A 20,679-nucleotide genomic window follows, 5' to 3' on the forward strand; every position below is an offset into this window, starting at 1 on the left:
CCCCCCCCCCCCCCCCCCCCCCCCCCCCCCCCCCCCCCCCCCCCCCCCCCCCCCCCCCCCCCCCCCCGCTCCCACAGTTTTTATCCGTTTGACGCTTACTCCATCGTGGTCTTGACCATCGCCAGTTCCGGGTGGCTGACCAGCTTGTCGATGTGCAAATCCGGGTCGTCAAACCAGACTTCGGTCAACACCCGGTAATGTTCCATATCACGGCAGCGCATGCGCAGGCTGTAGTCGAACGCACCGCTGATCAGACGACATTCCAGCACCTGCGGACAGGCGCGGACCTTGGCCTCGAAGGCCTTTTGCGCCGCGCGTCCGCTCTGGTTCGACAACGCCACCAGCACCAGCAACGACAAGCCCGGCGTCAGCTTCTTCTCATCGAGAATCGCACCATAACCGCGAATGACCCCGAGCTGTTCCAGCTTGCGCACCCGTTCCAGACACGGCCTGGGGGTCAGGTGTACGCGCTCGGACAGCTTTTGATAGGTGATGCGCCCTTCGTGGCGCAACACTTCAATGATTGCCTGATCGATACGATCAAGCACGATCGACAGATCGCGGATATCCGCCATGTACGCCTTGCCTCACTTCAAACGACCCGATAGAAATTGCTGCAAACGTTCGCTGGTTGGCCGGTCGAGTATCGTAGCATCACCCTGCTCTTCGACCCGCCCCTGATGCAGGAACAACACCTGGCTGGAGACCTGCCGGGCAAAGCCCATTTCGTGGGTCACCATCAACATGGTCCGGCCCTCTTCGGCCAGTGCCTGAATGACCTTCAGGACTTCACCCACCAGTTCCGGGTCGAGCGCCGAGGTTGGCTCGTCGAACAACAGGATTTCCGGTTCCACCGCCAGGGCACGGGCAATCGCCACCCGCTGTTGCTGCCCGCCGGAAAGAAACGCCGGGTACTGATCGGCCACCCGTTGCGGCAGGCCGACTTTGTCCAGATACGCCCGAGCGCTCTCTTCGGCGGCCTTGCGATTCATGCCCAGGACTCGACACGGCGCCAGCACGATGTTCTCCAGTACGGTCAGGTGGCTCCACAGATTGAAATGCTGGAACACCATCGCCAGTCGCGTGCGCAAACGCTGCAACTGCTTCGGATTGGCAACGCGCATGCCGCCAACGCCCTGACGGGTGAGGACTCGCTCGCCATCCAGAGCAATGGCGCCTTCGTCCGCCCGCTCCAGAAAGTTGATGCAGCGCAGCATGGTGCTTTTGCCCGAACCGCTGGCGCCGATCATGCTCACCACGTCCCCTGCCCTCGCGTTTAACGAGACGCCCTTGAGTACTTCGTTGTCACCAAATCGTTTATACAGATTTTCAACGGTGAGTTTGTACATGCGAATACTCCTGAAGCGGCACACTTATCGGCGCCGCTCTGGATAAAGAATGGAAGTCAGTGAGCCGGGCCCAGAAAGCTCAGCCAGCGTTTCTCAGCCAGGCGGAACGCACCGACCAGCCCGAACGACAGCACGAGGTACAGCAGGCCGGCGATACCGAAAGCCTGAAACGTCATGAAAGTCGCGGCGTTGGCGTCCCGGGCTATTTTCAGGATGTCCGGGATGGTTGCGGTGAACGCCACCGAAGTCGCGTGCAACATCAGGATCACTTCGTTGCTGTAGTACGGCAGCGCGCGGCGCAGCGCCGAAGGCAGGATCAATTGCAGATACAGGCGCCAGCCACTCAGGCCATAGGCATGGGCCGCTTCGATTTCACCGTAGGGAATGCTGCGGATCGCTCCGGCGAAAATTTCCACAGTGTAGGCGCAGGTGTTGAGCGTGAACGCCAGCAAGGTGCAATTCATGGCGTCGCGGAAAAACGCTTCGAGCAATGGCTGCGAACGAACCACCGCAATGCCGTAGATCCCGCTGTAGCAAATCAGCAACTGGATATACAACGGCGTGCCGCGAAAGATGTAGGTAAACAACTGAACCGGCCAACGCAAGACACCCCAGCGCGAGACGCGCAAGATCGCCAGGGGCAATGACAGGAAAAAGCCCATGGCAATACTCGCCACCAGCAGCCACAGGGTCATCGCCAGACCGGTGAGGGTCTCGCCATCGCTGAACAGAAAGGGTTTCCAGTATTCGGCAATCAACTCGATCATCGCGCCATCCCCCGTACACCCTGGTTGTAGCGCCGTTCCAGCACACGCAAAACGTAGTTCGAAGCGCTGGTGATCAGCAGGTAAAGCGCGGCGGCCAGCAGCAGGAAATCAAGCATATTGAACGTACTTTTACCGGCCTCCTGCGCGACTTTGACCAAGTCCGACAAACCGATGATCGATACCAGAGCCGTGGCCTTGAGCAGCACCAGCCAGTTGTTGCCAAGACTCGGCAAGGCAAAACGCATCATTTGCGGGAACACCACGAAACGAAAGCGCTGCCAACGGCTCAGGCCAAAGCACGCCGCGGCTTCCTGTTGGCCGCGTGGCACACTCAGAATCGCCCCGCGAAAGGTCTCGGTGAAATACGCCCCATAGATAAAACCAAGGGTGATGATGCCGGCCACGAATGGGTCGATTTCCATGTAGGGCCAGCCCATGGCCTCGGTCAAGGCGCTGAGCCAGCCTTGCAGGCTGTAGAAAATCAACAGCATCAACACCAGGTCGGGCACGCCACGGATCAGTGTTGTGTAAAAGGTCGCCGGGAGATTCAACAGCTTCAGCGGTGACAGTTTGGCCGCCGCGCCGAGCAGCCCCAGCGCCATGCTCACCAGAAGCGCGAGTGCCGACAATTTGAGGGTGACCCAGGTGCCGTGCAGCAACAAAGGGCCATAGCCTTGCAGGGCCGAAAGATCGAGCCCCAGAATATTCAGGAAGGAGTTCACGCCAGTCACCTGTCTTGATGCGCCCCAGTCGCTGCGATACAACGACCGGGGCACGAGGATCAGTTGTTGTAGAGGTCCAGATCACCGAAGTGTTTCTGCTGGATCTGCGCGTAGATGCCCTTGTCGTGCAGGGCCTTGATGGCGGCGTTGAGCATGCCTTTGAGTTCTTCGTTGTCCTTGCGCACACCAATGGCGATTTCCGACGGCACCAACGGGTCGCTGATGCCTTCGCTGTTTTGGAAGTCCGCCCCTTGTGGCGAGGTCAGGAAACTCATCTGCGCTTGCAGCTTGTCCTGGATCGACGCATCGAGACGGCCAAATACCAGGTCGGCATAGACCTGATCCTGATTCTGATAGGCCCGCAGCTTCACCCCACCCGGCCCCAGTTTGGCCTTGGCGTAGGTTTCCTGAATCGTGCCCTGCATGTAACCGATGGTTTTTCCGCGCAGCGATTCGGCGGTAGGCAGCAGTCCGGAGTCTTTGCGGGTGACGATGGCGGTCGGTCCTGCGTACAGGCGATCGGTAAAGTCGATCTGTTTTTTGCGCGCGTCGGTAACGGTCATCGAAGATTCGATGGCATCGAACTTACCGGCCTTGAGCCCCGGAATCAGCCCGTCGAAATCATTGCTGACCCACACGCAGGTCAGCTTCAGCTCGGCACATATCGCATTGCCCAGGTCCACGCCGAAGCCCTGAACCCCGCCATCGGCCGTGGTGGATTCAAAGGGTGGGTAGCTTGGGTTGACGCCAAATCGCAGCTCCTTCCATTCCTTGGCACTGGCGCCCGTGGTGCAGCAAAGCAACGCGAGTGCCGGCAAAGTCAGCCATTTGATGTTCATTTTCTAGAGTCCCGGATTATTTGGATTTATAGCGATCCGGCGCTTGCGTCGGACCACACTTTTTTGACAGGGGCAGAGGGTCGATGCGGTCTTCACCGCAGCCGTTTTTGTTGTTGTTTTCGACTGGAAGGTGCCAGTCGTCGGAGTTGCACTCCATCTCGGACAGCGATCAACAAGCGCTTGAAATGGACCGTCAGAATGCCAATTGCCGGGAGGGTGCTGGTGTCGTAACCCCACGTTCAAACAGCGTGCCTGTGCTGAACGAAGGGCTTTCACAGCCGATTCTGTCGTCCGCTGTCAGTCACTGTGTATCCACATAAAAGGGAGCGGCACAGGACATGTGCTTGTCTTTGAGGCCTTCTTTACCTGCATGACGATGCTTCGTGAAGCACATCGCGCTTGAGCCGTGCGAGCGAGATGCGAGTGGTCACTGTCACCCGGCCGATTCCGCTGTGCACTCTGTGTTTTTCGACTTCTCTCGCTGTGTCCAGGGTCAGTATTGGCCGAAATCTTCTCTCCATTGCCTCGACAATAGATCCGTTGCAAACACATGGACCGCCTCCTGAGTCTCAGCCGCCAAAGCGAAAGGCAGTCCAGACCGGCACACCATAAAACGCCCAAAGGAACCCAATATGACCCGTTACATTGACGTCAATGATCTGAGCCGTCTCGTCCAGGAAAAAGGCTTGCCTCGTTGCCTGATCGAAATGGCCGAGTACATCCGTCAAGACTACGTACGCTGGCCGGATTTCGAAAAGTGCGCGCGCCTGGCGAACCACTCACCCGAGGGCGTCATCGAGCTTATGCCGGTGTCTGATGCCTCGCTCTATGCCTTCAAGTATGTCAACGGGCATCCGAAGAACACGCACAATGGCATGCTGACGGTCATGGCGTTTGGTGCGCTGGGAGACGTCGATACCGGCAAGCCTGTCTTGCTGAGTGAAATGACGCTGACTACCGCCATTCGCACCGCTGCCACTTCTGCACTCGCCGCCCGTTACCTCGCCCGACCGGACAGTCGCCGAATGGCACTTATCGGCAACGGCTCACAGAGCGAATTCCAGGCCCTGGCATTTCATACATTGCTCGGCATTACTGAAATCAGTCTCTACGACATCGATCCTGCCGCGACGGCGAAGCTGGTAGCCAACCTGCGGGCCTACCCCGCCATACAGGTGACCGTTGCCAAAACCGTCGCGGAAGCCGTACGTGGGGCCGATATCGTGACCACGGTCACGGCCGACAAGGCCTACGCAACGATTCTAACCCCTGAGATGATCGAGCCCGGGATGCACCTCAACGCAGTGGGCGGCGACTGCCCCGGCAAGACCGAACTGCACCGAGACATCGTGGAGCGTGCGCGAGTCATGGTTGAGTACGAACCACAAAGCCGCATTGAAGGCGAAATTCAGCAGATGCCCGCCGACTCACCGGTGATCGAATTCTGGAAAGTCATCAATGGTCAGACCCAAGGTCGCCAGCATGCCGAGGAAGTCACCTTGTTCGACTCGGTCGGCTTCGCCATCGAAGACTACTCCGCCTTGCGCTATGTGCTGGATGTTGCAAGAACGCTCAACATTGGCAGCGACATCCAACTGGTGCCGGAGCTGCAAGATCCCAAGAACCTGTTCTCGTTGCTGCAGCCTTCAGCAGCTGACGATGTAAGGCTTCGGGCCTGACTCCACTCGACTCTCCAAAGCGTTTACCTGGCGGCCCCTTCGGCTGCCAGGCGGAACCCTATACAAGGTCTCGGTCTTTTAAGCTTTTTTTCAGCGCCATCCGCTGCGCGAGCCACCCGGTCCACTGCGGACTCGCTACCTGAGCGGTCGTCAACAAACCGTTATTTCTCCAAAACATCTCATAACCGCTAATCAGCTTTATCTGTTTTTTGACGCTTCCCCGATATGCGGTCACAACTTTTGCGCTCCGGTGGGTCATAACACGGTAGCTGCCGATGGAATATTGGCATCTGCCGAGGTTTTCGCCTGATACGGAGATAAACTCATGATTTTTAATGTACAAAATTTTGGCGCCAAGGGAGATGGCATCACTGACGATACGGCGGCGATACAAAATGCAATTGACGCGGCGGCCGCTGCAGGCGGGGGGCAGGTGTACATGCCGACCGGAACTTACATCGTTTCGGGAGGTGAGGAACCCTCCGACGGCTGCCTGATGCTCAAGAGCAACGTCTACCTGTACGGCGACGGCATGGGCGCAACCACCGTCAAGGTGGCTGACGGCTCCGACACCAAGATCACCGGAGTCATCCGCTCCGCCTATGGCGAGCAAACCCACGACTTTGGCGTCAGCAACCTCACCATCGACGGCAACCGTGACAACACCACGGGCAAGATCGACGGTTGGTTCAACGGCTACATTCCAGGCGAAGCGGGCTACGACTCCAACGTCACCCTCGACAGCGTCGAGATCAAGGATTGCTCCGGGTACGGTTTCGACCCCCACGAGCAGACCGTGAACATGGTCATCAGCAACAGCGTGTCCCACGGCAACGGCCTGGACGGTTTCGTTGCCGACTTCCTCAGCGACAGCACCTTCGAAAACAACGTCGCCTACGACAACGACCGGCACGGTTTCAACATCGTTACCAGCACCCACGACTTCACACTCACCAATAACGTTGCCTACAACAACGGCGGCACTGGCATCGTCGTACAGCGCGGCAGCGAGGATATCCCCTCCCCCAGCAACATCACCATCACCGGTGGCGAGGTGTACGGCAACGGCGCCGAAGGGGTGCTGATCAAACTGTCCAGCGAGGTGACCGTCAGTGGCGTCGACATCCACGACAACGCCAGCGCCGGGGTCCGCATCTACGGCAGCAACCACGTCGAGATCATCGACAACACGCTCAACAACAATTCCCTGGGCAGCCCCGTACCGGAGATCATCATCCAGTCCTACGACGACACCCTGGGCGTATCCGGCAAGTACTTCAACGGCAGCGATAACACCATCCAGGGCAACCTCATCACCGGCAGCGACCTGTCGACCTATGGCGTTGCAGAGCGCAATGAAGACGGCACTGATCGCAACGCCATCATCGGCAACACCATCAGCCACACCAGCAACGGTGCCACGCTGGTCTATGGCGACGGCAGCTACGTCAGCGCCACGGTGCCGATGACCACCGTGCAAGGTACGGCTGGCAATGACACCCTGCTGGGCAGCGCCGCCAGCGAGATTTTCTACGGTGTTGCCGGCAACGACACCCTCAATGGCGGGGCCGGTGGCGACATTCTGGTGGGTGGTGCAGGCATCGACAAACTCACCGGCGGTACCGGCGCCGATACGTTCCGTTTCGCCGCTCAGTCCGACAGTTACCGCAACGCGACCACAAGCTTTGATGACACCATCACCGACTTCGACGTCACCCAGGACAAGATCGACCTCGCCGGCCTCGGCTTCACAGGCCTGGGCAATGGCCGTGGTGGCACCCTGCAGGTCAGCTACAGCGCCAGCAGCGACCGCACCTACATCAAGGACTACGACGCCGACGCCAGTGGCAATCGTTTCGAGCTGATCCTCTCGGGTAACCTGACCAGCACCCTGACGGCCAATAACTTCATCTTTAATCGGGTGATCACCGGCACCAGCGGCAGCGACTCGCTGTTGGGCAGCGATTCGGCCGACACCCTGCTCGGTCTGGCGGGCAACGACAGCCTCAGTGGCGGCGCGGGCGACGACAAACTCGACGGCGGCGCCGGCATGGACACCCTCACCGGCGGTGCCGGGGCGGACACGTTCGTGTTTTCCAGTCGCCTGGACAGTTACCGTAACTACAACACCGGCGGTGCCAACCTTGGTGACCTGATCACCGATTTCGATGTCACCGCCGACAAGATCGACCTCTCGGCCATGGGTTTCACCGGCCTGGGGGATGGCAAGAACAACACCGTGTACGTGGTGCTCAACAGTGCCGGCACCAAGACTTACATCAAGTCCCTGACCGCCGACGCCAATGGCAACCGCTTCGAAGTGGCACTGGACGGCAACTACCTCAACAAGCTGACCAACGCCAATTTCATCTTCGCCACATCGTCACCGACCAACCAGGCGCCGGTGCTGACCACGCCGCTGCTGGATCAGAACGCCACCGAAAACACCGTGTTCAGCTACGTGGTGCCGGCCACCAGCTTCACCGATCCGGACAATGACAGCCTCAGCTACACCGCCACCCTGGCCGATGGCAGCGCCCTGCCCGCGTGGCTGAGCTTCAATGCCAGCAACCTGACCTTCACCGGCACGCCGACCAGCACCGCGTCCGGTAATTACAATGTGCTGGTCAGAGCCACGGACCCGGCCGGTGCATCGGTCAGCGATAGCTTCGCCCTGGCGGTGGCCGATGCGCCCGCCAACACCGTCACCGGCACCAACAATGCCGAAACCCTCAACGGCACGGCGGGTGCCGACCTGATCCTTGGCCTCGGTGGCAACGACACGATCAAGGCCGGCACTGGCGCCGACACCGTCGACGGCGGCGCCGGACGCGACTCACTGTACGGCGGCGACGGTGTCGACACCTTCCGCTACAGCAACGTGCTCGACAGCTACCGCGACTACGACACCGGCGGTGTCACGGCCACCGACACGATTTATGACTTCACCGCCGGCGTCGACAAGATCGATGTTTCGGGTCTGGGCTTTCTAGGCCTCGGCGATGGCAGCAATGCCACGTTGTACATCACCCTCAACGCGGCCGGCGACAAGACCTACATCAAGTCCGCCGAAACGGATGCCGATGGCAATCGTTTTGAAATCGCGCTCATCGGCAACTACCTCAACACCCTGACCGCCAGCGACTTCGTGTTCGGCGAGAGCACCCGGCAGGACATCCTCTATCTGCCCACCCTCGGCCAATCCAATGCGCGCCTGCTGCGCATGACGGAGGACGACGGTCAGTCCGGCACCTCGATGCTGGTCAACGACCTGGACCGCTACTCCCCCTATGACGTGCGTAGCCAGTTCACCGATGCCGATGGCAACGGTATCGACATCGCGGTGGGCGGCAGCACGGTCACCGGCCTGTCGACGCTGAGCGCCGGGGAACTCGAGTTGTGCTGGTGGCTGACCGACACCAACCAGCCCGGGGCCGCGTTGTTGCGCGCCGTGACGCTGCTGCGGGGTCAGCTCAGTGAACTGCAATCGATCAGTAACGTCACCATGGGCATCATTTGGGGCCAGGGCGAGGAAGCAGCCCAGGAGATCGCCCGAGCCACGGACAAAGCAGCGGCAGCAGCGGCGTACAAGGCCGCGACCCTGAAGGTGTTTGATTACCTGCATGCCCAGTTCGGCAACTTCAGCGTGTACATGATGGAAACCGGTCACTACGAACAGGACGCAGCGCGTGCCCGTGGTTATTCGGAGGAGAAAATTGCCTCCATCGTCGAGGGGGGTGGTTATGTACGCGCAGCCCAGGAAGCCATCGCCGCCGAGCGCGCCGACGTCAAGCTGGCGGTGGACTACACCGACCTCCCCTTGCGTCACGAAGTCGATCCGCTGGCGTATCCCGACGACGTCTGGCACCTGCACGAGGAGTCGGCGGAGATCGTCGGCCAGCGCCTGGCCGACTACATTGCCAATGACCTTGGCTTCCAGGGCAACCCCAACGACAACAACAGCGTGCAGGACATTTTCGACAACGCCCGGAACATGATTTCCGGTACCGACCAGGCGGATACCCTGGCGGGCAGCTCGGGCAACGACACGCTGGATGGCAAACTGGGCGCCGACACCATGACCGGTGGCAATGGCAACGACGTCTATGTGGTCGATAACGCGTTCGACCGCGTGATGGAAACCAACACCTCGACCTCGCAGATCGATACGGTGCAGACCTCGGTCAGTTGGACCCTGGGCGCCAATCTCGAGAACCTGGTGCTCACCGGCGTGTCGGACATCAACGGCACCGGCAATGAGCGGCACAATTTCATCACCGGCAATGCCGCCAATAACGTACTCGACGGTGCCGCAGGGGCCGACAGCATGAGCGGCGGCGATGGCAACGACACCTATCATGTCGACAACGCCGATGACACCGTGATCGAGACCAACAGCAGTGCGGCGCCTGGAGGAGTCGACAGTGTGCACAGCAGCCTGGCGGCCTTTACCCTCAGCAATAACGTTGAACATCTGTATGTCGATAGCACTGGCGCCGCCAATGGCACGGGCAACGCGCTGGACAACACGCTGTTCGCCGGAGCCGGCAACAACGTGCTGGACGGACGCGATGGCAATGACACGGTGTCTTTTGAGCGCGCCCTGTCCGGCGTTACCGTAAACCTCTCGACGTCAGCGCAACAAAACACCACGGGTTCCGGGCTCGATACCTTGAAATTCTGCGAAAACCTGACGGGAAGCGCCTACGCCGACAGTCTCTCGGGCAACAGCGCCGCGAACGTTCTGAACGGTGGTGCGGGCAACGATTCGCTGGTGGGTGGTTCGGGCGATGACCGGCTGATCGGCGGTACAGGCACCGACAACCTCATCGGTGGCACTGGCGCGGATACCTTCGCGTTCAGTGCGCTGTCGGACATGGGCGTCGGGGCTTTGCGCGATGTGATCAACGGTTTCAAGAGCACCGAGGGCGATCTTCTGGATTTCACCGGCCTGGACGCCAACCCGCTGACCACCGCTGTCGACACCTTCACCTTCATCGGCAGCAATGCCTTTGACCCTGCCAACGCCACCGGTCAACTGCGCTTTGCCAATGGCATTCTCCAGGGCAGTGTCAACGCCGACGCCACCCCCGAGTTCGAAATCCAACTGGTGGGCGTCCAGGAGCTGCACGCCAGCGATTTCACAGCCTTGGGTTAAGCCCACACCCTGCGGGAGCGGGTTCGCCCTGATGCCGGTCAGACGAGGGTGATACTGAACCTGCAGGCGTAAACGATCAGGTGCGCAAGTGCGCACTCATGCAGTCAATGAACACGCGCAACTTGGGCGAGGCATAACGGCTGGCTGGCCACAGCATCCAGAAGACGACCTGGCGGTCAATGTAATCGTCTGGCACGGTGACCAACTGGCCGCTTTCCAGAGTCGACATGGTATTTAGAGAGTCTTTAAATCTGTTGGCTATGTCGGCAAGGAACAACTGTTCTTTTGCGACAAGCGAAAACAACTAGCCTGATTCGATGGAGGAGTATTTTCAACTTTCATCAGGGCGTACCTATGAACACATCCACCATGGCAACGGATTATCTGGTCATCGGCGCGGGGGCAACAGCCATGGCCTTCGTCGATACATTGCTCGATCAGTCGGATGCGAGTGTGCTGATGGTGGATCGACACGCTCAACCTGGTGGACACTGGAACGATGCCTACTCGTTCGTCCGCTTGCACCAGCCGTCTGCCTTCTATGGCGTTAACTCCTGCGAGTTGGGCTCCGGCCAGAAGGACGAATCCGAATGGGGCGGTGGCTTGTATGAATTGGCCTCAGGCGCCGAGATTGTCAGTTACTTCGATCAGCTTATGCATCATCGATTCTTGCCGTCAGGTCGGGTGCGATATTTTCCGATGCACAACTACGAAGGTGATCGCACCGATAGTCATTGCATCACTTCCCTGCTCACCGGCGAACGTAATGCTGTCCAGGTCCGAAGGAAGCTGGTGGATGCGACTATTGCACAGGCAGCCGTTCCTTCGACCCATCCTCCGCATTACCGGATAGAGCCCGGTATACGGTGCGTACCGCTCAACGACTTGCCAAAGATCGGACAGCCTTACTTGCGTTACGTGGTGGTGGGGGGAGGAAAGACCGGCATCGATGCCTGTCTGTGGCTGCTGCAGAATGGCGTGGTACCAGGCAGGATTCAATGGATCGTTCCAAACGCCCCCTGGTTGTTGGATCGCGCCAACTTTCAACCCGGCCAGGAGAATGTTGTACGAACGATCGGTAGCCTCGCGAACCAGTTCGAAGCAATAGGTGCTGCAGATTCGATCCCGGACCTGTTCCTCAGGCTCGAAAGTGTCGGCGAACTGCTGCGCATCGATCAAGCCGTCGAACCCACCGCCTTCCGTGCTGCGACCATTTCACAGGCTGAGTTGCGTGCGCTACGGCGCATAACCAATGTAGTGCGCCTGGGGCGGGTGTGCGCGATAGAAGCCAGCCGTATCTCCCTCGAAAGGGGCAGCATCGCTGGAGATCCCGACGCCCTTTATATCGACTGCAGCGCAAGCGCTGTCCCGATTATTCCTGAGGGAAGCGTGAAAGCGTTTGATGGCAATCGCATCAACCTGGTGACAGTCAGCAGTTATCAGATTCTGTTCAGCGCCGCAGTCATCGCATACGTGGAAAGCCACCTCGACGATCAGATGCAGATGAATCAACTATGTGGGTTTGTCCCGCTGCCACGCTCACCGGTGGACTGGGTCAGGATGTGGGCCGCTTATCTGGGCAATCAGCGGCAATGGAAGAACCACGCGGGGTTGTCCAACTGGCTTGCGCAGTGCCATCTGCACCTTTTGCCGACAGTGCTGAGAAGCCTGCAGGAGGGGGATCCTGAAAAGCTTGCCGTGTTGAACCGATTTACTGAAGCCAGGAAAAAGGCCCTGGAAAATATGCCCAGGCTCCTGCAGGCCGTAGCAGGTTTGGCGCAAGAGTCCTGAGCGACTGGAGTCAACCAGAACACCTGCCGCCTTTTGCGTGAGCATGGGCGGATCAGTGGCCATCCTGGTCGTGCGCTGGCGCTGGCGCGCTTTCTCGACCTCAAAAGCCTTGCACAGCCAGACAAGCGCATGAACCGGACTTTTTCGTCTAACGTCATTGGATGCGTTTGCATGACCCACTTCCTCTGAAAATGGAGTTTGACGATGAAAACAATCTTTTCCTGGCTGACGATTTCGCTTTTTGGTCTGGTGCTTGGCGGCTGTGCCGCGGTGGGTGCCGGGAGCGGAGGCGCTGGCGAGATGGAGATTCGCTCGGGGAAAATCGAGCAGATCACACAGACCCAGATGCAGACCAATCACGATAGCGGCGTCGGTGCCATCTTGGGCGGTATTGGCGGTCTGGGCCTGGGTAGCCTGATCGGCCAGGGTACCGGCCGGGATGTGGCGATGGTCGCTGGAGCCCTCGCGGGGGCGGCAGGCGGCAACTACGTCGAAAAGAAAAAATATGATCAGCCCGTGGACGCACAGCAGATCATCGTTCGCACCCAGAGCGGCGTACTGGTTTCGGTAACGCAGCCGATCAACCCGACGCTGAGAAAAGGCATGAACGTGTACGTCGAGGGTGCCGGAAACGAAGCTCGGGTGGTACCACAAAGCTAGGATGGCTACCGGACGTTGCGCAGCGGACAAATGAGCCGTCATCACTTGCTGCGCAACATTCTCATGGCGAGCGAGTTCGGTTGACACTCAATGACTCATGCACGACCTCAGGCCAATTGCTGGCAACCCATGGATCTATACCTCTTGCGCACTTAAACTTCGAGCCTCTCGCCCTCCTCGCCGATTGTTGAACGGGTTTCATGACTGAGCAAGCCAAGTACCATCACGTGTCCGAAGTACCAGGCCTGGTGCTGGGGTCCGCACGTTTTGCGGATGTCGGCTTCGATCGCCATTACCACCTCGATTTCCACATTGGTTTTGTCACCGAAGGCATCCAGCGTCATCGAGCGAAAGGCGAGTCGTTTCTTTTGGGGCCGGGAAGTGTTGCCCTGATGCCGCCGGGTGAAATCCACGACGGTGTATCCGAAGACGGCGGCGCTTATACGCTCAAGACATTCCGTCTATCCCAGGCGCTGGTCGCGAGCCTGGCCGAGGAGATCAGCGGTCAACCGAAAGAGCTTGAATTGGCCGGTGTGTTGCTCGAAGACACGGGGCTTGCCGGCAACCTGCGCGGTTTGCACGAAGCGATGCAGCAGGCCGTTGGCCCCGGCAGCCTCGCGGTGCAGACGCAATGGTTCACCCTCCTTGAACAGCTGTTGAGCCAGTCACGGGCAATCAAGCCCGAAACGATTACCGGCTCGCTATCACCCCTGCAATGGTCTCGCGTCAGCGACTATTGTTTCAGCCACATCGATGAGCGAATCACCCTCGATGATCTCGCCGGACTATGTGGGCTGGGGCGTTTCCCGTTTCTCAAGCAGTTCAAGCGGACCATCGGCATGACGCCCCACGCATGGCTGCTTCGCCTGCGTCTCGAACGGGCGTGTGGCCTGCTGTCTGGCAGCGCGCAACCGATCATCGATGTCGCCCACGCCGTCGGCTTCTACGATCAAAGCCATTTCAACCGCGCCTTTCGACAGGCATTCGGCGTCGCGCCATCGCGCTACAGGACTTAGGCCGTCGACCATCGGCGAGCGTCAATTTTTTACAAGCGCAACAACCGTCCCCCTCCATAGGATGCGCCAATCCGGGCGAAACACCTTCGCCTGCGCAGCCGAGAACTGGATGATGAACGGTGAAACAAGCAGACCGCCCGCGCTGGGTTTTTCAAGTGACAACATCGCCGGTGCATCGCCGGAGGTGGCACAAGCCCTCGTCAAACACAGCTCGGGCCAGGCGGGTCCCTATGGCACCGACGAGTTGACGGCACAGGTCAAGCGCAAGTTCTGCGAGATCTTCGAGCGCGACGTGGAGGTCTTTCTCGTGCCCACCGGCACCGCCGCCAACGCCCTGTGCCTGAGTGCGATGACACCCCCCTGGGGCAACATCTACTGCCACCCGGCCAGCCATATCAACAACGATGAATGCGGCGCGCCCGAGTTCTTTTCCAACGGCGCGAAGCTGATGACCGTCGACGGCCCGGCGGCCAAGCTGGATATCGTCCGATTGCGCGAGCGCACTCGCGAAAAAGTCGGCGACGTACACACGACCCAGCCCGCCTGCGTCAGCATCACTCAGGCCACTGAAGTCGGCAGCATCTACACCCTGGATGAAATCGCAGCCATTGGTGACATCTGCAAGTCCTCTTCCCTGGGATTGCATATGGATGGATCGCGTTTTGCCAACGCCCTGGTGTCGCTTGGCTGCTCCCCGGCCGAGATGACGTGGAAGGCCGGCGTGGATGCCCTGTCGTTCGGTGCCACCAAGAACGGCGTGTTGGCGGCGGAAGCGATCGTCCTGTTCAACACCTCCCTTGCCACCGAGATGAGTTACCGCCGCAAACGTGCAGGCCATCTCTCTTCCAAGATGCGTTTTCTGTCGGCGCAGATCGATGCGTACCTGACCGACGATCTCTGGCTGCGCAATGCACGCAAGGCCAACGCTGCCGCCCAGCGCCTGGCGCAAGGGCTTGAGGGCCTGGGTGGCGTCGAGGTGCTCGGCGGCACCGAGGCGAACATCCTGTTCTGCCGGCTGGACTCGGCAATGATCGATGCGCTGCTGAAGGCCGGCTTCGGGTTCTACCATGATCGCTGGGGACCGAATGTCGTTCGCTTTGTCACCTCGTTCGCGACCACCGCCGAGGATGTCGATCACCTGTTGAACCAGGTAAGGCGAGCTGCTGACCAGCCACAAGAACGTTAGTTGATCGCAAGTGGCGGCTGTGCTCGCTCTGGTTTCAATGAGCAGCCGCCAAAGCGGAGTTTACGCCTTCGATGTCATTTACCGCCCGGGCCCGGCTTCGATGTGGTTGAATTGACTGCTTCGCTCAACAATGCTCAGCACAGGAGACATCCGCTTGAGCCTGGAAGCAGAATGCATCTCGAGCCGCCCGCGATGAAAATCGGCGTCATCTCCGACACCCACGGTTTGCTCCGCCCCGAAGCCATTGCCGCCCTGCAAGGCTGTGATCGCATCCTTCACGCGGGTGACATCGGTAGCGAGGCGATCCTCGACCAATTGGCCGCGATCGCGCCGGTGGATGCGGTGCGGGGCAACAATGACCTGGACGCATCCTGGGCGCGGGGGTTGCCCGATTGTCTGCACCTGGAGTTCAACGGCTGGACGGTGCTGCTCTTGCATGACATCGCCGACGTGGCGGCCGATCTTGATAGCCGCATCAAGCTGGTGATCACCGGTCATTCGCACAAACCGTGCATCGACTGGCGCGGTGAACGGCTATTCCTGAATCCCGGCAGTGCCGGGCGCCGACGCTTCAAGTTGCCTGTCACCCTGGCGTTGCTTGAAGTGGTTGACCAGTCAATCGAACCGCGACTGGTATCGCTGCTCGACTGAGTCGCCCTCAACCGTTCGATTCACGACTCGCCGGCAACCACCCTCACTCTGTGGCAGTCGGACGGTCCGAGTTTTTGGCCGCTCGAGGAGCGAACTTCAATCGACATCAGGGACTGGCCGTACTCATTGTCCAACAGCACTGAACGCGTCTCGTCCCCCGTGAACAGAAACCGTTCGCCCCACTGCCTCATACTGACCACCACAGGAAAGATCTCACGCCCTTTCTCCGTCAGGACGTATTCCTTGTAGGCACTTCCATCCGACGCCGGTTGAACGTCGAATACACCGACCTCAACCAACGTCTTCAGGCGCGATGCCAGAATGTTCCTGGCCACCCCCAGGCTTTTTTGAAATTCGCTGAATCGGCGAATGTCGTCAAACGCGTCGCGAATGATCATGAGTGACCACCGATCCCCGATAGCTTCCAGTGTTCGTGCTACCGGGCATTCGCTGCTTGGCGATGAAGGGTCTACGACCATCGTGTTTACCTTTTTGGATAACGACTGCCAAGTCCGTCGACCGGTCTTGAGCAATGTGGTTGCAATATGAAACCTGATTCGACAACAATGAATCCAGTTGCTAATTGAAACCAGTTTAGCGCCACGGAGGCTCACGTGAAAGCAGATACCGATTCAGCCACCCATCCTTTCCTCGCGCAGGCTTCGGGGCTGTCTGCGCAACTCACGTTTCTATTTTCTGTCACCTGCGCGCTTGCCGTCGCCAACGTCTACTTCGCACAACCTTTACTCGATTCAATGGCCCGCAGCCTTGATGTTGCCCCATCAATGGTCGGGTTTGTGGTGACGGCGACTCAAGTCGGTTACGCGCTGGGGTTGCTGTTCATCGTCCCTCTGGGCGACTTGTTAAACCGAAAAGGGCTGATTCTGACGCAAATGCTGCTGTCTGCGATTGCGCTGGCGGGAGTCGGCGCCGCACAGCAATGGCTGACCCTGTTGGGGGCCATGATCGCCGTGGGTTTGCTGGCCGTGATGGTTCAAGTGCTGGTGGCCTGCACCGCCGCGCTGACAACGCCGTCACAACGTGGCCAGGCCGTGGGAACCGTCACCAGTGGCATTGTCCTGGGCATTCTTCTGGCGCGCTTCACCTCCGGGCTGATCGCCGATCTGGCAGGCTGGCGCGCCGTGTATTTCGTTTCCTCGGGATTGATGCTGACCCTCGCAGCGGTGTTCTGGAAAGTGTTGCCTGCGGCAGTGACGCCACGCAGTCGATACACCTATCCGACACTCATCCGCTCGCTCTTCACGCTGTTCATGACCGAACCGGTGTTGCGCATCAGGGGCCTGCTGGCCTTGTTGATCTTCGCCGCTTTTTCCGTGCTTTGGACATCCATGGTGCTGCCGTTGAGCGCCCCACCACTGTCGCTTTCGCACACGGTCATCGGCCTGTTTGGCCTGGCGGGCGTCGCCGGCGCCCTTGCGGCCAGAAGATCCGGGCGCTGGGCCGACCAGGGTTTGGGGCAACGCGTCACCGGCATTTCGCTGGCGATCCTGACGCTGTCCTGGCTGCCCATCGCCTTTGCACAGTCGTCACTGATCGCGCTGGTTTGTGGAGTGGTCTTGCTCGACTTCGCTGTGCAGGCCGTACACGTCACCAACCAGAGCCTGATTTTCGCGGCACGGCCCGACGCCCATAGCCGCATGGTCGGCGCCTACATGTGCTTTTACTCGGTGGGCAGCGCGCTGGGTGCCGCCGCCGCGACGCAGGTTTATGCGCTATGGGGGTGGGTTGCCGTCAGCTTGCTGGGCGCTTCGATCAGTGTGACGGCCCTGGTGCTGTGGTTGTTCACCTTCCAACTGTCAACGGGTCCCAAAGCCGACCATGCGCCTGAGTCAAGCATTGACCTGCAACTCATGCAGAAGAAACCCCAGTGAATCCGGGGCTGCGCAATGACTTTTTGCCGAGCGTTGTTCATCCCACGACATAGCATCATCGGTGCAGAAATCTCCAACACACTCCATGCTCAACTCGCCATCGAGAAGTCCAAGCGGAATCCAGTAGTAAGGCGTTTCGCGAAGAACATTAGGCACGGTCGAGCCACATCGTGAGCAAAAGTCATTTCTGTACCCGCTGGGTTTGCGCCACCCCGTGATCGTCCCTTGCCCTTCCTCCCACCGGAAGTCGCGAGCGTTGACCAGCGTGGCAAGATTATGGCCAACCCCGGTTTGCTTGCGGCACAGGGTGCAATGGCAGCGATAGAAAAATCGGGGTTCAACCGCCAGGGAAAAACGTACCGCCCCGCAAAGACATTGCCCTGATGCCATGAGTATCTCCCTTGAAAAATGCTTCATCCGTATTTGCCGGTTAGTGGGTTGGTACTGGAAAAGGGGGCTGTCCTTTTATTGGCCCCTTATTGCCATGTCGGCTTGGCAATCGTCGTTGCCGACGCAGGCCATGCCGACAGTATCCGGGTTCCCTATGGGGTGCAGCAACCGGCCCAGACAAAGTAACGCCACTCTATCGAGTGGCGTTCTTGTATTGCTGTCTATGGATGGGCCCAGCCATCAGGCAATGTTGGCTTGAGGTGGCGCATCAACAAAAAACTGTCGATACCACTTTCTCAATTCGAACAGTTGTCCGTCCGCCTGACACAACAGCGGAGACTCGCGATAAACCTTGTTCTCCCAGATTTCGACGTCCTCGTAGAACGCCTTATGGGCAAACCCGGCGTATTCCTCGGCAATGGCGTCAATATCCTCAATCGCACGATCATGGCGCAGCTTCAATCCGTAGCAAAGGTCCAGACTCTCGTGATCGACCGGCGTATGGAAGTTAACCTGGCGGCTTTCGTGGGTACCCTGCATTTCAACGTGCATCACGCCGGGTCCAAAGTAGGTGGCCATCGTCTCCAGTTGACTGCCTAGTGTGGGGTGATGGCCAATCAAGGAGATCTGCCGCGCGATGTGCTTGTCGTACTCAACGGTGATCTTGTCGATGGGCGACTGGTGAACGATGGCGAAGTGCGGAGTATCTACCAGGTTTTCTATGATTTCCTTACCCTGGGTCTTGATCCTCCAGCGCTTGAAGTACCAACGTGTCCAGCCCTCCTCCCCGCTCATTTCGGCTGACCGTGGAACCTCCCACTCGGGCTCGCCACCTTCAGGATCGAACCAGATGTGAATCATCTGGTTGAGCTCGCGTACATGATGCCATTTCAGAGCGCCTTCCCTTGCCTTGGGTGGAATACGCTCCGAGTAGGGTATGGAAGTGCACTTTCCCTCCTGATCGAACTGCCACCCGTGGAAGGGACAGCGAATGGTATTTCCTACGCAACTGCCGCCTCCAAGGTGGGCTCCAAGGTGAGGGCAATGCGCATCGAGTATCGCTACTTCCTCGTTCTCACCCCGAAAAGCCACGTAATCTCGATTGAAGTACTTGAACGATTTTATTTCCCCTGCGGCAAGCTCACTTGAAAAGAGCACGCCAAACCATCCTTTGGGAAAACGTTCTGAAAAAAAGTCTTTTTTCACGGTTGTATCTCCAGGCTTTTATTGTTTTTCTTTGCGCATCACCCTATGCGTCAGAACCAGACAGCACCCCCTCCCTTTGGCTCACTGCCTGGCCATCGAGCCCGACACCATGAACATCCAAAAGCCATTGCGCCGTATCCTCTCTTTCGCGAGAAACAAACACTCTTTTCTCGACGGACTTGTGAGGTACTTGCTCGCGGTCCAGATAAAACTGGTCATACCATTCACGCAACTGATATACCGGCCCGTCACCGCCGCAGAGAATTGGATTGTCCACGCGTTTTTTGTTATCCCAGATACGTAGATCCTGAAAGAAAGTTTCCTGCCCGTTGGCAATGTATTCAGCAATGAGCTTTTGATTCTCCGAAAAAGACAAGCATTCCAGCGCCCTCACTTTCATCCCGAAGTGCATCATGAAGCGATCATGATTAATGGGGACGTTACCGATCATCATGATGCATTCGAGCTTATAACCCCACATCTCGGCTTCCATGTCCGCTATTACATAGGATGGCCCATAATAATAGGCAATACTACGGAGTGAGTCGCCCGTACCAATCAACTGATTTCCGCCCGTCAGCATCTGGCAGTATGTATGTCCTTGCGAAACATTAAGGTAGCTACTAACGGGTGAGCCGTGGACAGGTTCAAAGTGATACACGTCGGCAAGGTTGTCGATCAGTTCCCGGCAGTTGGTATTCGCGGGCTTGCTGATAACGGCCCAGTCCGACCAGCCATCTTCAATACAACATCTGTGTGCCGGAATTTTCTGTTCAACAATCGGTCCCTGACCTTCGTGATCGTGCCAGATAAACAGAAGCTCGTTTTCGACCATGCTTTCCCACTGCCGAATTCTCGCTTTAGGCGGGATTTTTTCGCAGTAAGGAATCTTTTCGCAGTAACCGCCATCACCCCACTGCCATGAGTGAAAGGGACATTCCAAGGTATTTCCCTTGACGGTTCCGTTTGCCAGATTCGCCCCCATATGCGGGCAGTAAGCATCGAAAACCCGAATCTGTCCGTCCTCACCACGGAACGCCACCAGTTCTGTCCCAAAGGCCTCAAGAGAAGTTATTTCGCCCCGCTTGATATTTCTTTCGAGCCCAAAACAATGCCAGCCACGTGCATACCGATCGGGCAACTTCGAGATTATCCGTGCAAAATCAACCATCTTCCTTCCCCTATTGAAGTTCACATCCAAGGCCAGCTGCTACACAGATGAATATGAAGAAAACTAGTAGTGCGAGAACTCGGTGTAAAGGATCAAATTTGCACGCAACAGTGCATTCTCGCACTCCGCAGCCAAGTTGCTTTAATACAGGTATACGCCGCGCGCGCCATGAGGCCACTTTGAGTTACGGGTTTTTCCAGAT

At 58.5% G+C, this 20,679-nt stretch carries 18 protein-coding genes; 8 read left to right on the forward strand and 10 right to left on the reverse strand.

Annotated features, from left to right (window positions below; all coding sequences use genetic code 11):
• Nucleotides 1-95: 95 nt before the first annotated feature.
• From AC1RP7_RS00005 to AC1RP7_RS00025, 5 genes are read right to left on the reverse strand one after another with little or no spacing between them, the layout of a single operon-like run.
• Entirely contained in the window at nt 96-575 is a 480-nt protein-coding gene (locus tag AC1RP7_RS00005) for an Lrp/AsnC family transcriptional regulator (protein ID WP_007974731.1), read from the reverse strand.
• 12 nt (nt 576-587) lie between these two features.
• Complete coding sequence (locus AC1RP7_RS00010) at nt 588-1,349, reverse strand: ABC transporter ATP-binding protein (protein ID WP_218495840.1); 762 nt, start codon at nt 1,347-1,349, stop codon at nt 588-590.
• 56 nt (nt 1,350-1,405) lie between these two features.
• Nucleotides 1,406-2,116 (reverse strand): ABC transporter permease, encoded by a 711-nt coding sequence (locus AC1RP7_RS00015; RefSeq protein ID WP_102700408.1) that lies wholly within the window; start codon nt 2,114-2,116, stop codon nt 1,406-1,408.
• Complete coding sequence (locus AC1RP7_RS00020) at nt 2,113-2,838, reverse strand: ABC transporter permease (RefSeq protein WP_102669631.1); 726 nt, start codon at nt 2,836-2,838, stop codon at nt 2,113-2,115. Before AC1RP7_RS00020 ends, AC1RP7_RS00015 begins: the two co-directional genes overlap by 4 nt.
• 59 nt (nt 2,839-2,897) lie before the next feature.
• Complete coding sequence (locus tag AC1RP7_RS00025) at nt 2,898-3,677, reverse strand: transporter substrate-binding domain-containing protein (RefSeq protein ID WP_090455199.1); 780 nt, start codon at nt 3,675-3,677, stop codon at nt 2,898-2,900.
• Nucleotides 3,678-4,309: 632 nt separating this feature from the next.
• Here AC1RP7_RS00025 and ocd point away from each other — a divergent pair.
• Both ocd and AC1RP7_RS00035 read left to right on the forward strand, forming a co-directional pair.
• Complete coding sequence (gene ocd / locus AC1RP7_RS00030; protein WP_218495846.1) at nt 4,310-5,356, forward strand: ornithine cyclodeaminase; 1,047 nt, start codon at nt 4,310-4,312, stop codon at nt 5,354-5,356.
• Between the two features lie 325 nt (nt 5,357-5,681).
• Nucleotides 5,682-10,514 carry a M10 family metallopeptidase C-terminal domain-containing protein gene (locus tag AC1RP7_RS00035; RefSeq protein ID WP_493180910.1) on the forward strand — a complete coding sequence of 1,611 codons (4,833 nt, stop codon included), beginning with the start codon at nt 5,682-5,684 and terminating at the stop codon, nt 10,512-10,514.
• 76 nt (nt 10,515-10,590) lie between these two features.
• On the opposite strand, the gene AC1RP7_RS00040 is transcribed toward AC1RP7_RS00035, so the two are convergent.
• Nucleotides 10,591-10,743 (reverse strand): type 2 periplasmic-binding domain-containing protein, encoded by a 153-nt coding sequence (locus tag AC1RP7_RS00040; protein ID WP_429520950.1) that lies wholly within the window; start codon nt 10,741-10,743, stop codon nt 10,591-10,593.
• Between the two features lie 125 nt (nt 10,744-10,868).
• On the opposite strand from AC1RP7_RS00040, the gene AC1RP7_RS00045 reads away from it, so the two are divergent.
• The 5 genes from AC1RP7_RS00045 to AC1RP7_RS00065 all read left to right on the forward strand — a co-directional run bounded on the left by AC1RP7_RS00045 (nt 10,869) and on the right by AC1RP7_RS00065 (nt 15,818).
• Nucleotides 10,869-12,305, forward strand: a complete 1,437-nt coding sequence (locus AC1RP7_RS00045; RefSeq protein WP_493180909.1) for an NAD(P)-binding protein — start codon at nt 10,869-10,871, stop codon at nt 12,303-12,305.
• A 204-nt stretch (nt 12,306-12,509) separates the two neighbouring features.
• Complete coding sequence (locus AC1RP7_RS00050; RefSeq protein WP_090455191.1) at nt 12,510-12,965, forward strand: glycine zipper 2TM domain-containing protein; 456 nt, start codon at nt 12,510-12,512, stop codon at nt 12,963-12,965.
• 200 nt (nt 12,966-13,165) lie between these two features.
• A complete protein-coding gene (locus AC1RP7_RS00055) occupies nt 13,166-13,981 on the forward strand; it encodes an AraC family transcriptional regulator (RefSeq protein WP_493180908.1) in 816 nt (271 codons plus the stop codon).
• Between the two features lie 109 nt (nt 13,982-14,090).
• A complete protein-coding gene (locus AC1RP7_RS00060; protein ID WP_493180907.1) occupies nt 14,091-15,167 on the forward strand; it encodes a threonine aldolase family protein in 1,077 nt (358 codons plus the stop codon).
• Between the two features lie 192 nt (nt 15,168-15,359).
• On the forward strand, nt 15,360-15,818 hold the full coding sequence (locus AC1RP7_RS00065; protein WP_493181016.1) for a metallophosphoesterase family protein: 459 nt from the start codon (nt 15,360-15,362) through the stop codon (nt 15,816-15,818).
• A gap of 20 nt (nt 15,819-15,838) precedes the next feature.
• Here AC1RP7_RS00065 and AC1RP7_RS00070 read toward each other — a convergent pair whose 3' ends face one another.
• The gene (locus AC1RP7_RS00070) at nt 15,839-16,297 is read right to left on the reverse strand and encodes a winged helix-turn-helix transcriptional regulator (RefSeq protein ID WP_493180906.1); all 459 of its coding nucleotides are present in this window, start codon (nt 16,295-16,297) and stop codon (nt 15,839-15,841) included.
• Nucleotides 16,298-16,432: 135 nt separating this feature from the next.
• Here AC1RP7_RS00070 and AC1RP7_RS00075 point away from each other — a divergent pair, with 135 nt between their 5' ends.
• Complete coding sequence (locus AC1RP7_RS00075) at nt 16,433-17,710, forward strand: MFS transporter (RefSeq protein ID WP_493180905.1); 1,278 nt, start codon at nt 16,433-16,435, stop codon at nt 17,708-17,710.
• Here the strand turns inward: AC1RP7_RS00075 and AC1RP7_RS00080 are convergent.
• The 3 genes from AC1RP7_RS00080 to AC1RP7_RS00090 form a co-directional block, all read right to left on the reverse strand.
• Nucleotides 17,669-18,100, reverse strand: a complete 432-nt coding sequence (locus tag AC1RP7_RS00080; protein WP_218495859.1) for a GFA family protein — start codon at nt 18,098-18,100, stop codon at nt 17,669-17,671. The two genes, AC1RP7_RS00075 and AC1RP7_RS00080, sit on opposite strands and share 42 nt — an antisense overlap.
• A gap of 240 nt (nt 18,101-18,340) precedes the next feature.
• Nucleotides 18,341-19,306 carry a 3-ketosteroid-9-alpha-monooxygenase, oxygenase component gene (locus AC1RP7_RS00085; protein WP_493180904.1) on the reverse strand — a complete coding sequence of 322 codons (966 nt, stop codon included), beginning with the start codon at nt 19,304-19,306 and terminating at the stop codon, nt 18,341-18,343.
• Between the two features lie 43 nt (nt 19,307-19,349).
• Nucleotides 19,350-20,477 carry a 3-ketosteroid-9-alpha-monooxygenase, oxygenase component gene (locus AC1RP7_RS00090; RefSeq protein WP_218495867.1) on the reverse strand — a complete coding sequence of 376 codons (1,128 nt, stop codon included), beginning with the start codon at nt 20,475-20,477 and terminating at the stop codon, nt 19,350-19,352.
• Between the last annotated feature and the right edge of the window lie 202 nt (nt 20,478-20,679).

It is taken from the genome of Pseudomonas sp. GW822-FHT01E03 (genome assembly GCF_058802985.1).

What these genes read in the sequence shown, in the direction of transcription:
- AC1RP7_RS00005 (WP_007974731.1), bottom strand. Translation starts at nt 575, where the DNA reads ATGGCGGATATCCGCGATCTGTCGATCGTGCTTGATCGTATCGATCAG.
- AC1RP7_RS00010 (WP_218495840.1), bottom strand. Translation starts at nt 1,349, where the DNA reads ATGTACAAACTCACCGTTGAAAATCTGTATAAACGATTTGGTGACAAC.
- AC1RP7_RS00015 (WP_102700408.1), bottom strand. Translation starts at nt 2,116, where the DNA reads ATGATCGAGTTGATTGCCGAATACTGGAAACCCTTTCTGTTCAGCGAT.
- AC1RP7_RS00025 (WP_090455199.1), bottom strand. Translation starts at nt 3,677, where the DNA reads ATGAACATCAAATGGCTGACTTTGCCGGCACTCGCGTTGCTTTGCTGC.
- ocd (WP_218495846.1), top strand. Translation starts at nt 4,310, where the DNA reads ATGACCCGTTACATTGACGTCAATGATCTGAGCCGTCTCGTCCAGGAA.
- AC1RP7_RS00035 (WP_493180910.1), top strand. Translation starts at nt 5,682, where the DNA reads ATGATTTTTAATGTACAAAATTTTGGCGCCAAGGGAGATGGCATCACT.
- AC1RP7_RS00040 (WP_429520950.1), bottom strand. Translation starts at nt 10,743, where the DNA reads ATGTCGACTCTGGAAAGCGGCCAGTTGGTCACCGTGCCAGACGATTAC.
- AC1RP7_RS00045 (WP_493180909.1), top strand. Translation starts at nt 10,869, where the DNA reads ATGAACACATCCACCATGGCAACGGATTATCTGGTCATCGGCGCGGGG.
- AC1RP7_RS00050 (WP_090455191.1), top strand. Translation starts at nt 12,510, where the DNA reads ATGAAAACAATCTTTTCCTGGCTGACGATTTCGCTTTTTGGTCTGGTG.
- AC1RP7_RS00055 (WP_493180908.1), top strand. Translation starts at nt 13,166, where the DNA reads ATGACTGAGCAAGCCAAGTACCATCACGTGTCCGAAGTACCAGGCCTG.
- AC1RP7_RS00060 (WP_493180907.1), top strand. Translation starts at nt 14,091, where the DNA reads ATGATGAACGGTGAAACAAGCAGACCGCCCGCGCTGGGTTTTTCAAGT.
- AC1RP7_RS00065 (WP_493181016.1), top strand. Translation starts at nt 15,360, where the DNA reads ATGAAAATCGGCGTCATCTCCGACACCCACGGTTTGCTCCGCCCCGAA.
- AC1RP7_RS00070 (WP_493180906.1), bottom strand. Translation starts at nt 16,297, where the DNA reads ATGGTCGTAGACCCTTCATCGCCAAGCAGCGAATGCCCGGTAGCACGA.
- AC1RP7_RS00080 (WP_218495859.1), bottom strand. Translation starts at nt 18,100, where the DNA reads ATGGCATCAGGGCAATGTCTTTGCGGGGCGGTACGTTTTTCCCTGGCG.
- AC1RP7_RS00090 (WP_218495867.1), bottom strand. Translation starts at nt 20,477, where the DNA reads ATGGTTGATTTTGCACGGATAATCTCGAAGTTGCCCGATCGGTATGCA.